Origin of the sequence: Massilia sp. ZL223 (assembly GCF_018119395.1) — a bacterium.
Lineage (GTDB): Bacteria > Pseudomonadota > Gammaproteobacteria > Burkholderiales > Burkholderiaceae_D > Telluria.
Map to the genome: position 1 here is coordinate 189,599 of NZ_JAGPWD010000001.1, position 13,203 is coordinate 202,801.

The window sequence follows — 13,203 nt, forward strand, 5'->3', positions numbered from 1 at the left end:
GGTACCCTTTGTCCGTTGAGAAACTATTGAGATAACGCGTCAGCAGCTCCTGCCGATGACGCTACAACTTCTTATTTACCGCTAACCGTAAAACCGTCATCCCGGCCTTCGCCGGGATGACGGTTTTACGGTTAGCGGTACTGAAACTTAGAACGGCTTCACCACCACCAGAATCACAATCGCCAGCAGCAGCAGCACCGGCACTTCATTGAAATACCGGAACCACTTATGGCTGCGCGTATTGACCCCGCGTTCGAACTTTTTCAGCAGCGAACCGCAGGCATGATGGTAGCCGATCGTCACGATCACCAGCGCCAGTTTCGCGTGCAGCCAGCCGCCTTTGATACCGTAGCCGAGCCACAGCCACAGGCCCAGCACCAGCGCCGGCACCATCAGGATCGTGGTGAAGCGGTACAGCCTCCGTCCCATGCCCAGCAGGCGTTCGACCACGGCCGGATTGCTTTCCTGCGCCAGGTTCACGAAGATGCGCGGCAGGTAGAACAGCCCGGCGAACCAGGACGCGATAAAGACGATGTGCAGGGCCTTGATCCAGAGGTACATGCGAATCCTTGTTCTTATTGACGCACTTCGCCGTGACCGAACACGACGTACTTGAGCGAGGTAAGCCCTTCCAGTCCCACCGGACCGCGCGCGTGCAGCTTGTCGTTCGAGATGCCGATCTCCGCACCCAGTCCGTACTCGAAGCCGTCCGCGAAGCGGGTCGAGGCATTCACCATCACCGAGGCCGAATCGACTTCCTTCAGGAAGCGCATCGCACCGCTGAAGTCCTCGGTGATGATCGCGTCCGTGTGCTTCGACGAATAGGTGTTGATGTGGTCGATCGCCTCGTCGATGCCGGCGACGATCTTCACCGCCAGGATCGGCGCCAGGTATTCGGTGCTCCAGTCTTCTTCAAGCGCGGCCACCAGGTGCGGATAGCCCGCCAGGATCGCGAAGGATTCCGGATCGGCGCGCAGCTCGACCTCTTTGGTCTTGTACAGCTCCGCCAGGCGCGGCAGCACGGCCGGGGCGATTTCGCGCGACACCAGCAGGGTTTCCATGGTGTTGCAGGTGCCGTAGCGGTGGCACTTGGCGTTGAAGGCCACCGGCAGCGCCTTCTCCAGGTCGGCCTTGGCGTCGATGTAGACGTGGCAGATGCCGTCCAGGTGCTTGATCATCGGGACCGTGGACTCTTCCATCAGGCGCGCGATCAGGCCCTTGCCGCCGCGCGGGACGATCACGTCCACATACTGCGGCATGGTGATCAGGGCGCCGACGGCGGCGCGGTCGGTGGTGTCGACCACCTGCACCGCGCTAAGGGGCAGCCCGGCCTTCTGCAGGCCTTCGGCCACCAGCCTGGCGAGCGCGCGGTTGCAGTGGATGGCTTCCGAGCCGCCTCGCAGGATCGCCGCGTTGCCGCTCTTGATGCACAGGCCGGCCGCGTCGACCGTCACGTTCGGACGCGCTTCGTAGATGATGCCGATCACGCCCAGCGGCACGCGCATCTGGCCCACCTGGATGCCGGTCGGGCGCACCTTCATGTTCGAGATTTCGCCGATCGGGTCGGGCAGCTCGGCGATCTGGCGCAGGCCGGTCACCATGGTGGCGATGGCCGCGTCGGACAAGGCCAGGCGGTCCAGCAGCGCCGGCGCCAGGCCGTTCGCGCTGGCCGCGTCCATATCTTGCTGGTTGGCCGCGCGCAGGGAAGCCGCTTCGCGTTCGATCGCCTCGGCGATCAGGAGCAGCGCGCGGTTGCGGGTGGCGCCGTCGGCGCGCGCCATGGCGCGCGAGGCGGCCCGGGCCTGGCGGCCGAGGGTGTGCATGTGTGCGGTGATGTCCATCGTGTCGTCCAATTGCGTTGAGATTCGGCGTGCGGGGAATGGATCGGACGACCGGGAAAGCCTAGCGCGCCACCTTCAAGGCCAGCTGCAGCATGGCGTCCCAGGCATCGCCCGCGAACTGCTTCGCGCGCAGGCCCTTGACCATCCGGTCCACCTGCGCCGCGTCCTGCAGCGCTGCCTCGAGCGTGCCGAGCGACACGCGGCGCAGCGCCGGTTCCATCATCCGCTCGCGCGGACCCCAGATCCGGTATTCCTTCAGCAGCGCGCCCAGCGGCCGCCCCTGACTCATCCCGGTCTTCAATTTTAGCAGCGTGCGGATTTCTTCACTGACCGCCCACAAAACCAGCGGCAGCGCCTCGCCCTCGCCCTTCAGGCCTTCCAGCATGCGCGCCAGGCGCGCCGGGTCGCCCGTCAGCATCGCCTCGGACAGCTTGAACACGTCGTAGCGCGCCACGTTGAGCACGGCGTCGTGCACCTGCTCGAAACTCAGCTTGCCCGGTTCGTACAGCAGGCCGAGCTTCTGGATTTCCTGGTGCGCCGCCAGCAGGTTGCCCTCCACGCGGTCGGCAATGAAATCCAGGCTCTGGCGCTCGGCGCTCTGCCCTTGCGCGGAGAGACGCATGCCGATCCAGCCCGGCAGCTGCGCCCTTTCCACATTCGGGATCTCGATGTAGACGGCCGCCTGCTGCAGCGCCGTCACCCAGGAGGACTTGGCGGTCTGCCAGTCCAGCTTGGGCAGGGTGATCAGGGTCAGGTTGTCGGGGCTGAGGTCCTTGGCATAGCTCTGCAGGGCGGCGCTGCCGTCCTTGCCCGGCTTGCCGCTCGGGATGCGCAGCTCGATCAGCTTCTTGTCGCCGAACAGCGATAAAGCCTGGTTGGCCGCCAGCAGTTCCCCCCACTTGAAGCTGCGCTCGACCGTGAGCACGTCGCGCTCGGTATAGCCCTGGGCGCGCGCGGCCTTGCGGATGCGGTCGGCCGCTTCCAGCGCGAGCAGGTGCTCGTCGCTGGTGATCACGTACAGCGGCGCCAGGCCCTTTGCCAGCTGCCCGTCGAGCGCTTCAAGCCGCAACTGCATTACGCATTCACCTCAGGCAGCCGCCGGCTTGATCGCGGCCAGGCGGCGCAGGATCTGCTGCACCAGGTCGGCCTGCATGTCGCGGTACAGCAGCGCTTCTTCCGATTCCTTGGCCAGCACCTGGCTTTCGTCGAAAGCGATGTTGCGGCGCAGGGTGATCTCGGTCGGCGCGAGCAGTTCGCGGTTGTTGGCGTCGCGCACCCGGAACACCAGGGTGTAGCTCAGCGTGTATTCGCGCACCCGGCCCAGGCTGTTGAGCGAGAGGATGGACTTGCCGCGCGTCTCGGACAGCACGTCGAACAAGGCCTGGGCCCTGGACGCGTCCTGCTCGATGCGCACGGTTTCGGCCGCGCGCAGGTTGCGCTTGAGCTCAGTGCCCAGCGGCGAGGTCTCCGGGAAGGACAGCCAGATGCTCTGGAACGGCAGGTTGTACTGGCCGTTCGTACCGCGCAGCTGGAAGCCGCAGCCCGCGAGGACCGCAGCCGCCATCAGCATACACACCAGGGTTCGGATAGCGCGCATTCGCTTACACCACGATGTTGATGAGTTTGCCAGGCACGACGATGACCTTCTTCGGCGTGCCCTCGACGAACTTCTGCACCGCCTCGGAGGCCAGCGCGGCCGCTTCGATGGCCGCCTTGTCGGCATCCTTGGCCACCTTGACCGAGCCGCGCAGCTTGCCGTTCACCTGGATCATCAGTTCGATCTCGGACTGCTCCAGCGCGGCAGGGTCGACTTCCGGCCACTGCACGTTCAGGATGTCGCCGTAGGCCTGGCCATAGCCCAGGTCCTGCCACAGCGCGTGGGTGATGTGCGGCGAGACCGGGTTCAGCAGGCGCAGGAAGATCGAGAAGCCTTCGGCGATCACGGCGTTGGTCGCAGCGCCTTCTTCCGGCTTGGCCGACTCCAGCGTGTTCAGCATCTTCATGCAGGCCGACACCACGGTGTTGTACTGGATGCGCTTGAGGTCGTAGTCGGCCTGCTGCAGCACCTTGTGCACTTCGCGGCGCAGGGTCTTCTGGGCGTCGTCGAGCGTGCCTTCCTGCTTGCCCGCCAGGGCCGCGGCGATGCGCTCGCGCTGTGCGTAGCCGTAGGCCCACACGCGGCGCAGGAAGCGGCTGGCGCCTTCGACGCCGCTGTTCGACCATTCCAGGGTCTGTTCCGGCGGCGAGGCGAACATGGTGAACAGGCGCGCGGTGTCGGCGCCGTACTGCTCGATCTGGGCCTGCGGGTCGATGCCGTTGTTCTTCGACTTCGACATCTTCTCGGTGCCGCCCAGTTCCACCGGCTGGCCGTCGGCCTTCAGGATGGCGCTTTGCGGGCGGCCCTTGTCGTCAAAGGTCAGCTCGACGTCGGCCGGGTTGAACCAGGTCTTCTTGCCGGCGGCGTCTTCGCGGTAGTAGGTCTCGTTCAGCACCATGCCCTGGGTCAGCAGGTTCACGAAAGGCTCGTCGAACTTGACCAGGCCGAAGTCGCGCATGACCTTGGTCCAGAAGCGCGCGTACAGCAGGTGCATGACGGCGTGCTCGATGCCGCCGATGTACTGGTCCATCGGCATCCAGTAATCGTTGCGCGCATCGACCATGGCCTCGTTCGAGCCCGGCGAGGTATAGCGCATGTAGTACCAGGACGAGTCGATGAAGGTGTCCATCGTGTCGGTCTCGCGGCGCGCCGGCTTGCCGCACTTCGGGCAGTCGCACTTCAGGAAGGCTTCATCCTTGTTCAGCGGGTTGCCGGTGCCGTCCGGGACCAGGTGTTCCGGCAGCACGACCGGCAGGTCCTGCTCGGGGACCGGCACCGCGCCGCAGTCGCCGCAGTGGATCATCGGGATCGGGGTGCCCCAGTAGCGCTGGCGCGAGATGCCCCAGTCGCGCAGGCGGAAGGTGGTCTTCTTCTCGCCCAGGCCCTGGCCCGCGAGGTCGCCCGCGACCGCATTGACGGCGGCGGTGTAATCGAGGCCGTCGTACTTGCCGGAGTTGATGGTCTTGCCGTGTTCCTTGTCGCCGTACCACTCCTGCCAGGCGTCCAGCGAGAACTCCTGGCCTTCGATGGCCACCACCTGCTTGATCGGCAGGTCGTATTTCTTGGCGAAGCCGAAGTCGCGCTCGTCGTGCGCCGGCACGCCCATCACGGCGCCGTCGCCGTAGGTCATGAGGACGTAGTTGCCGACCCAGACCGGCACCTGCTCGCCGGTCACCGGATGGGTGACGAACAGGCCGGTCGGCATGCCTTTCTTTTCCATCGTCGCCATGTCGGCTTCGATGACGGAACCCATCTTGCACTCGGCGATGAAGGCGGCGAGGTCCGGGTTGTCCTTGGCGGCGTGCTGGGCCAGCGGGTGTTCCGCGGCCACGGCGCAGAAGGTCACGCCCATGATGGTGTCGGCGCGGGTGGTGAAGACCCAGAGCTTGCCGTCGTTGATCAGCTCACCGGCTTCGTCCATGACCACATGCGGGAAGGCGAAGCGCACGCCGGTCGACTTGCCGATCCAGTTGGCCTGCATGATGCGCACGCGCTCCGGCCAGCCCGGCAGCTTGTTGTCGACGTAGTCGAGCAGCTCGTCGGCGTAGTCGGTGATGCGCACGTAGTACATCGGGATCTCGCGCTTCTCGATCAGCGCGCCCGAACGCCAGCCGCGGCCGTCCACCACCTGCTCGTTGGCCAGCACGGTCTGGTCGATCGGGTCCCAGTTCACGGTGCCGGTCTTCTGGTAGATGATGCCCTTCTCGAGCATCTTGAGGAACATCCACTGGTTCCACTTGTAGTATTCCGGCTTGCAGGCGGTCATTTCGCGCGACCAGTCGATGGCCAGGCCCATCGACTCCATCTGCTTCTTCATGTGGGCGATGTTCGAATAGGTCCACTCGCTAGGGGGCACGTTGTTGGCCATCGCGGCATTCTCCGCCGGCATGCCGAACGCGTCCCAGCCCATCGGCATCAGGACGTTGTAGCCGTTCATGCGCAGGTAGCGGTACATCACGTCATTGATCGTATAGTTGCGCACGTGACCCATGTGCAGCTTGCCCGACGGGTAAGGCAGCATCGAGCAGGCGTAATACTTGCCTTTAGGGAAACGCGGGTCGTTCTCGACGGCTTTGTAGGCCTCGATCGACTTCCAGTAGGCCTGGGCGGCCTGTTCGACTTCGGCTGGACTATATTTTTCTTGCATGATTTCTGCAGACGTAATGAGGGTGGAACAGAACATTATACTGGTTCGTTTTGCACTGCGGCGAAGTGCGATGCTGCAGGGATAAGCAGCGGCGGCGACGTTGCTTTTAGCACCACAAAACTAAAGACCGTCATCCCGGCCTTCGCCGGGATGACGGTCTTATGACTGGGGGCGGGTTTTGAGGCCGCGGGGCGGTATTAGTGCAGCGATCAGTTAGCGCAGCACCAGTTCCAGCGCCGGCTTCTCGCCGTAATCCTCATAGCGCTCGTTGATGCCGCCGACGCAGAAGGCAATCTCCTCCAGCAGATCCGGCGCCGCCGCCTTCATCTTCGCGGCATCCGCAATGACGATCTCCAGCACCTCGTTCGGCTTGAGCCGGAACTTGGTCATGTTCTCCTCGTCCCGCAGGTAGCTCATGCAGTCCACCCAGGCATCGATGGAATCCGCATACGACGCCGGAAAGCCGAACGCGCGCCGGCTCTCGGCGTGGAAGGAGGCCTCGTCGACGATGGCCGCGCCGTTCAGTTCCGCGACCGCCATATCAAGCCTTCAGGCCCAGCACGTCCTGCATGTCGTACAAGCCGTTCGGCTTGCCCGCCAGGAAGCGCGCGGCGCGCAGGGAGCCGTGGGCGTAGGTCACGCGGCTGCTCGACTTGTGGCTGATCTCGATGCGCTCACCCGTCCCCAGGAACATGACGGTGTGGTCGCCCACCACGTCGCCGCCGCGCACGGTGGCGAAGCCGATGGTCGACGGATCGCGCTCGCCGGTCACGCCTTCGCGGCCATAGACGGCGCATTCCTTCAGGTCGCGCCCCAAAGCATCCGCGATCACCTCGCCCATCTTGAGCGCGGTGCCCGAGGGCGCGTCCACCTTGTGGCGGTGGTGCGCTTCGACGATCTCGATGTCGTAGCCTTCCGAGAAGCTCCTGGCCGCCATTTCCAGCAGCTTGAGGGTGACGTTCACGCCCACGCTCATGTTCGGGGCGAACACCACGGCGGTCTTCTCGGCCGCGGCGCGGATCGCGGCCTTGCCGGCCTCGTCGAAGCCGGTGGTGCCGATCACCATCTGCTTGCCGTTGGCGGCGCAGTATGCCAGGTGATGCAGGGTGCCTTCCGGGCGCGTGAAGTCGATCAGCAGGTCGGCCTTGGCCAGCGCGGCGGCCAGGTCGGACTGGATGATCACGCCGGTCAGCTGGCCGGCGAAGGCGCCGGCATCCATGCCGATCGCCGTCGAACCGGCGACGTCCAGCGCGCCCGCCAGTTCCGCGTCCGGCGCGGCCTGGATGGCTTCGATCAGCATGCGGCCCATGCGGCCGCTGGCGCCTGCAACGGCGATCTTCAGCGGTGCGCTCATGGCTGGATCACAGGTGCGCCGCCGACCTTGACCGGTTCGACCGGGCGGGTCTCGGGCTTGTTCTTCGGGATCCTGGCCGGGCCGGCGATGCGGTCGATGTAATCGCGCTCGCTCGGCAGGTTGCCGCCTTCGAAGCGCTCGACCACGTCGTTCTTGAAGTAGACGGTCACGCGGCTGGTGGTCAGCTCGCCGTTGCCGCGCGCCAGGTAGAACGGGTAGTCCCAGCGGTCGCCGTGGAACATGTCGGTCAGCAGCGGGCTGCCGAGGATGAAGCGCACCTGGTCGCGGGTCTGGCCCACCTTCAGCTGGCTTAGCATCTCCTGCGAGACGAAGTTACCTTGCTGGATGTCCGGACGGTAGGGCGAGAACACCCACAGGAATTTCTGCAGCTTGGTGACCGTCGTGGTCTGCGCGCCCGCATTGGCGGCCGCGGCCGATTTTTCGGCGGCGGCAGCGGCGGCGGCCGGGTCCGTATTCACCGGCGCTGCCGGACGCGTCTGGTTGCGCCAGCTGGCGCAGCCCGAGAGCATCAGGGTGCACGCGAGGCCTGCCGCGAGGGCAGCCCGGGCGGAGAATCGATGAAAAACGGCATGTTTGACGCGCATAGATAACCTCAAAACGTTTGAGCGGGAGCTCCAAAACGCTATATCATAAAGCACTCCGCCAAACTACGAGCAACAAACATGAGTAACAACCCGACCGACCTGAAGGCCAGCGGCCTGAAGGCTACCCTGCCGCGACTGAAAATCCTGGAGATTTTCCAGAACAGCGAAGTGCGGCACCTGACGGCGGAAGACGTCTACAAGATTCTCCTGGCCGATAACATGGACGTGGGCCTGGCGACTGTCTACCGGGTCCTGACCCAGTTCGAGCAGGCCGGCCTGCTCAACCGCAACCACTTCGAGACGGGCAAGGCCATTTATGAGCTGAATGCCGGGTCGCACCATGATCACCTGGTGTGCCTGGATTGCGGACATGTCGAGGAGTTCTACGACGAAGAGATCGAATCGCGCCAGCACAAGATCGCGACCGAGCGCGGGTACAAGATCGCCGAGCATGCGCTGGCGATTTATGGGAATTGTGTGAAGGTGAATTGTCCGAGGAAGCAGTAAATACGCTTTTCGGCTGATCGGCGAACTTGGATCCCGGCCTTCGCCGGGATCCAAGTTCATCAGCACGCCACGAGCGTGCTTTTTTACGGCTGGCTCAACGCATTCGACAGCAGCTTCGCCGTAATATCCACAATCGGAATCACCCGCTCGTACGCCATGCGCGTCGGCCCGATCACCCCCAGGGTCCCGACGATCCGCCCATTGACCTCATACGGCGCCGTCACCACGCTCATCTCGTCCATCGGCACCAGCTTCGACTCCCCGCCGATGAAGATCTGCACCCCGCCCGCCTTGCTGGACACGTCCAGCAGCTGCATCAGCCCGGTCTTCTGCTCGAACATCTCGAACATCTGGCGCAGCGAAGTCATGTTCGACGACAAATCCGACACCGACAGCAGGTTGCGCTCGCCGGCGATCACCATGTCGTCGCCCTCGGCCATCGCCTCGCTGCCCGCCTCCACCGCCGCCTGCATCAGGCGGCCCATGTCGTCGCGCAGCTGGCGCAGTTCGCCCGTCAGGCGGGCGCGCACCTCGTCGAAGGTGAGGCCGGCGTAGTTCTGGTTCAGGTAATTGGCCGACTGGGTCAGCTGGCCCGGCGTGTAGTCCACGTCGGTCAGCAGCAGGCGGTTCTGCACGTCGCCGCGCGGGTCGACGATCACCAGCAGAATCCTTTTCTCAGACAAACGGAGGAATTCGATCTGCTGGAACACCGATTCGCGGCGCGGGCTCTGCACCACGCCGGCGAACTGCGACAGCGAGGACAGCATTTGCGCCGCGTTGGCGATGATCTTCTGCGGCTGCTGCACCGGCAGGCGCATGCGCTCGGCGGCGACCGCCTGCTCGTCGATGTGCTGCACGGTCAGGAGGGTGTCCACGAACAGGCGGTAGCCGCGCGGCGTCGGAATGCGCCCGGCCGAGGTGTGCGGGCTGGCCACATAGCCCATCTCTTCGAGGTCCGCCATGATATTGCGGATCGTGGCCGGCGACAGGTCCAGGCCGGAAATCTTCGACAGCGCGCGCGAACCTACCGGCTGGCCGTCGGCGATATAGCGTTCGACGAGCGCTTTGAGCAGGGTTTGTGCACGGTTATCGAGTTGCATGATTCTTGGAAGCAAAAGAGTTGCTGCCTATATTATAGATAGGTGGGGACGCGAGACGGCAAGCGCAAGCCCGGCGCTGCGCCAGCTCAAGCATCAATGGTGCTCGCGCCTGAGCCAGGCTATCAGCTCGTCCAGGCTCGTCACCTCGGCGTCGGGCTGCACCAGGTGGGGGATCTCGTTGCGCTTGCCGACCCGGTTCATCCAGACGGCGCGCAGGCCGGCGCGCTGGGCGCCCTGGACGTCGAGCAGCAGGTCGTCGCCCACGTACACCGCCTCGGAAAAGCGCACGCCGAGCGCCGCGCAGCCGGCCTGGAAGATCTCGGGAGCGGGCTTGGCCTTGCCGAAACTATGGGCGGCGACCGAGGCGTGGAAGTGGCGCGCCAGGCCGATGGTCTCCAGGTCGGCGTTGCCGTTGGTCACGGAACCGATCAAGACCCGGCTCTTCAGGCGCAGCAGGCCGGGCACCACATCGTCGTAGGGAATCACGGCATTGCGCGCGGCAAAGAACTCGACCATGGCCAGCTCGACCTTGGCGGTATCCTCGCCCGCCTGCTCGAAGGCCGCGATCAGGCCGGCGCGGCGCAGGGCGCCCAGGTCGAGCTGGAATTCGGGCCGGCTGGCGAGCAATTCCAGGCGCGCCTGGCGCAGGGTCTCGATCGTGTATTGCTGGGCCACGCGCGGCGCGTGCCGGGCCAGCCAGGCGTACAGGATCTTTTCTGCTTCGATGATCACGGGCGCGATCGGCCACAGGGTGTCGTCAAGATCGAACAGAACGGCTTTTGGCCAGGGTCTCGTCATGGTGCATGGGGGAGAGGGAGTCTCCCCAAGCATAGCGAGCCGGTCCTCGAAAATCAATCGCGTGCAGACGTGGTTACACCGTGATACAAAGGCAAATGGACCAGCTGCTTGCCAAATGGACTAAAATGTTGGGCGATTTTGTCTCATCCTTCCCTGATTTGGCTTTTTTCCCGTCCGATATTTTGGAGTAAGTACATGAAGAGTTCCTACCTGCGTGCCGGCGCCGTGCTGGCATGCACGCTTGCGCTGTCCGCCTGTGGCGGTGGCAGTGATGGCGAGCTCGCCATCGGCGGCAACTTCACCGGCGTCACCAAGACCGGCCTGGTCCTGACCCTCAACGGCGGCTCGGATTACGCCGTCACCCCGACCACGAGCGGCGCCGGCACGTACTACTTCCCGAATCTGGTGGAAACCGATTCCCAGTACAACGTCGAAGTCAAGACCACCCCGGACAACGTCGAGAAATGCGACGTCGTCGGCGCCAGGGGCCGCGCGGTCTTCGCGACCAACCGCGTGGACGTCGTCTGCACCTTCAAGACGCACGCCTTGGGCGGCAGCATCGGCAACCTGACCGGCAGCGGCCTGGTGCTGGTCAACGGCTCGGACCGCGTGGCGGTGGCCGCCGGCGCGACCAGCTTCGCCATGGCCAAGGTGCCGCAGGACGGCGTCTACGGCGTCGCGATCCTGACCCAGCCGGCCGGCCAGACTTGCACGATTGCCAACGGCACCGGCAAGATGGGCGCCGCCGGCATCAATAACCTGGCCGTTACCTGCACCCCGTAAATTCTCCTGGAGTCATTCATGAAGTCTTCCCTGATCCGTCCGGCGCTCGCGCTGGCGCTGGCCCTGGGTCTGTCCGCCTGCGGCGGCGGCGGCAAAGCCGAGTTCACCGTGGCGGGCACCGCCAAGGGCCTGATCTATCCAGGCCTGACCCTGTCGACCAACGGCATGACCATCACCGTCAATCCGCCGGCCACGCCGGGCGCCGACGTGAGCTATTCCTTCCCGAACAAGCTCGAGTACGGCGACGAGTACAACGTCAAGATCGACGCCGAGCCGGCGCACCAGAACTGCGGCTTCGCCCAGACCTACCGCGATCCGATCAACCGGGACACGGCCGGCCGCCTGGAAAAGATCAATGTCATCGTCGAGTGCGGGATTGACCAGCATACCGTCGGCGGCTCGGTGACCGGCCTGACCGCGGACGGCCTGGTGATGACCAATGGCAGCACCGGCGGCACCGTCACCCTGCTCAAGGGCGCGACCAGCTACGCATTCGGGGCGCCGGTGGCCTACGGCATCACCTACGGCGTGACCATCCTGACCCAGCCGACCGGCCTGACCTGCACGGTGGCCAACGGCGTCGGCACCATGGGCGACGAAGACGTGAAGAACGTCAACGTGAACTGCGTGGCGAATCCCTGATCAGATATACGCAATTCTTATGTCGAGTATTTGAAAGAGAAATTGGACTTATATGCTGTAACGCAGCATACTTGCTCCTGTCTCCTCCAACTCTCCTCAGAAAAGAATTGGATTTAGCCCGCCCTCCAAGGCGGGCTTTTTTTTTGCCCGCGCGCCTGGAGATGGAGCCTGGAGAGGAATCAGCGCGCGGCGCTGACCTTTACCACGGCGACCTTGCTCATGCCGACCGAGACCTGGGCGGCGTAGTTGTCGGCGGCCTTTTCAGTCGCGGCCACCGCATAGCTGCTGCCGCCGATGACGATCAGGGCTGCGAGGAAGACGGCTTCCATATTCTTGAGGACATTCATGATGTGCTCCTTCGGTAAGTGGTGTGAGCCAGATCGGCTGTCGATGGAAGCACTATAGGAAAAGGCGGGGCCAGGCTCCAGCGGCGTGCGACGGACTGCGGAAAAGCCAGGCTGGAATGGGGAAAATGCGCGATGACGTGCGCTTGTGCGGCGCAATAACCCGGCGGTTCGACGCGCGGACGGCGAGGCCGTCCACGCCAGGGGAGGTTCAGAGCAGGTTGGCCAGCGCCACATAGTGTTCGAGGCCCACGGCTTCCGGACGGGCGCCCGGATCGATGCCGGCTTCCACCAGCTGGGCTTCGGTGAACATGCCGGCCACGCAGTTGCGGATCACCTTGCGGCGCTGCGAGAAGGCCTTGGCCACCACCTGCTCCAGCCTGGCGCCGTCGCAGGCCAGCCGTTCGCGCTTGGGGATCATGCGCACGATCGCCGAATCCACCTGCGGCGGCGGGTCGAAGGCCTCGGGCGGGACGATGAACAGCAGCTCCATGTCGTAGCGCCACTGCAGCATCACCGACAGGCGGCTGTAGGCCTTGGTGCCCGGCTCGGCCACCATGCGCTCCACCACTTCCTTCTGCAGCATGAAATGCTGGTCCTCGACCAGGGGCGCGAACTCGGCCAGGTGGAACAGCAGCGGGCTGGAGATGTTGTACGGCAGGTTGCCGACCACGCGCAGCCTCTGCCCTTCCGGCACGGGAATCGAACCGAAGTCGAACTTGAGCGCGTCGCCCGAGTGCACCGTGAGGCGCTCGCGCGGATAGGCTTTTTCCAGGCGCGCCACCAGGTCGCGGTCCAGTTCCACCACATGCATGTGGTCGAGGCTCTTGAGCAGCAGCGCCGTCATCGCCGCCAGGCCCGGGCCGATCTCGACCATCGCCTCGCCGCGGCGCGGCCCGATGGCGTCGATGATGTTGTTCAGGACGTGGGCATCGGTCAGGAAGTTCTGGCCGAAGCGCTTGCGTGCGACGTGTTTCATTCTTGC

General features: G+C 64.6%; 15 protein-coding genes. 3 read left to right on the plus strand and 12 right to left on the minus strand.

Annotated features, from left to right (window positions below):
- Nucleotides 1–147: 147 nt before the first annotated feature.
- The 8 genes from KBW95_RS00835 to KBW95_RS00870 all read right to left on the minus strand — a co-directional run bounded on the left by KBW95_RS00835 (nt 148) and on the right by KBW95_RS00870 (nt 8,044).
- Nucleotides 148–561, minus strand: a complete 414-nt coding sequence (locus KBW95_RS00835; protein WP_211525732.1) for a CopD family protein — start codon at nt 559–561, stop codon at nt 148–150.
- Nucleotides 562–575: 14 nt separating this feature from the next.
- A complete protein-coding gene (locus KBW95_RS00840) occupies nt 576–1,841 on the minus strand; it encodes a glutamate-5-semialdehyde dehydrogenase (protein ID WP_211525733.1) in 1,266 nt (421 codons plus the stop codon).
- 61 nt (nt 1,842–1,902) lie between these two features.
- Complete coding sequence (gene holA / locus KBW95_RS00845; RefSeq protein WP_211525734.1) at nt 1,903–2,916, minus strand: DNA polymerase III subunit delta; 1,014 nt, start codon at nt 2,914–2,916, stop codon at nt 1,903–1,905.
- A 12-nt stretch (nt 2,917–2,928) separates the two neighbouring features.
- Entirely contained in the window at nt 2,929–3,438 is a 510-nt protein-coding gene (gene lptE / locus KBW95_RS00850) for an LPS assembly lipoprotein LptE (RefSeq protein ID WP_211525735.1), read from the minus strand.
- Between the two features lie 4 nt (nt 3,439–3,442).
- Complete coding sequence (gene leuS / locus KBW95_RS00855; protein ID WP_211527270.1) at nt 3,443–6,085, minus strand: leucine--tRNA ligase; 2,643 nt, start codon at nt 6,083–6,085, stop codon at nt 3,443–3,445.
- A gap of 213 nt (nt 6,086–6,298) precedes the next feature.
- Nucleotides 6,299–6,625, minus strand: a complete 327-nt coding sequence (locus KBW95_RS00860) for a barstar family protein (RefSeq protein ID WP_211527271.1) — start codon at nt 6,623–6,625, stop codon at nt 6,299–6,301.
- Nucleotide 6,626: 1 nt separating this feature from the next.
- Entirely contained in the window at nt 6,627–7,439 is an 813-nt protein-coding gene (gene dapB / locus KBW95_RS00865; RefSeq protein ID WP_211525738.1) for a 4-hydroxy-tetrahydrodipicolinate reductase, read from the minus strand.
- Nucleotides 7,436–8,044 (minus strand): outer membrane protein assembly factor BamE, encoded by a 609-nt coding sequence (locus KBW95_RS00870; protein ID WP_211525739.1) that lies wholly within the window; start codon nt 8,042–8,044, stop codon nt 7,436–7,438. Before KBW95_RS00870 ends, dapB begins: the two co-directional genes overlap by 4 nt.
- A 78-nt stretch (nt 8,045–8,122) precedes the next feature.
- Here KBW95_RS00870 and fur point away from each other — a divergent pair, with 78 nt between their 5' ends.
- Nucleotides 8,123–8,551 (plus strand): ferric iron uptake transcriptional regulator, encoded by a 429-nt coding sequence (gene fur / locus KBW95_RS00875; protein ID WP_211525740.1) that lies wholly within the window; start codon nt 8,123–8,125, stop codon nt 8,549–8,551.
- 83 nt (nt 8,552–8,634) lie between these two features.
- Here fur and hrcA read toward each other — a convergent pair whose 3' ends face one another.
- Both hrcA and KBW95_RS00885 read right to left on the minus strand, forming a co-directional pair.
- Nucleotides 8,635–9,651: a heat-inducible transcriptional repressor HrcA gene (gene hrcA, locus KBW95_RS00880; protein WP_211525741.1), complete on the minus strand. Its 1,017-nt coding sequence runs from the start codon at nt 9,649–9,651 to the stop codon at nt 8,635–8,637.
- A 93-nt stretch (nt 9,652–9,744) separates the two neighbouring features.
- Entirely contained in the window at nt 9,745–10,449 is a 705-nt protein-coding gene (locus KBW95_RS00885) for an HAD family hydrolase (protein ID WP_211527272.1), read from the minus strand.
- 195 nt (nt 10,450–10,644) lie between these two features.
- Between KBW95_RS00885 and KBW95_RS00890 the strand changes: the two genes are divergently transcribed.
- Nucleotides 10,645–11,232: a hypothetical protein gene (locus KBW95_RS00890; RefSeq protein WP_211525743.1), complete on the plus strand. Its 588-nt coding sequence runs from the start codon at nt 10,645–10,647 to the stop codon at nt 11,230–11,232.
- Between the two features lie 18 nt (nt 11,233–11,250).
- Nucleotides 11,251–11,874 (plus strand): hypothetical protein, encoded by a 624-nt coding sequence (locus tag KBW95_RS00895; protein WP_211527273.1) that lies wholly within the window; start codon nt 11,251–11,253, stop codon nt 11,872–11,874.
- 179 nt (nt 11,875–12,053) lie between these two features.
- On the opposite strand, the gene KBW95_RS00900 is transcribed toward KBW95_RS00895, so the two are convergent.
- Entirely contained in the window at nt 12,054–12,221 is a 168-nt protein-coding gene (locus KBW95_RS00900; protein ID WP_211527274.1) for a hypothetical protein, read from the minus strand.
- 208 nt (nt 12,222–12,429) lie between these two features.
- Nucleotides 12,430–13,197: a 16S rRNA (adenine(1518)-N(6)/adenine(1519)-N(6))-dimethyltransferase RsmA gene (gene rsmA / locus KBW95_RS00905; protein WP_211527275.1), complete on the minus strand. Its 768-nt coding sequence runs from the start codon at nt 13,195–13,197 to the stop codon at nt 12,430–12,432.
- Between the last annotated feature and the right edge of the window lie 6 nt (nt 13,198–13,203).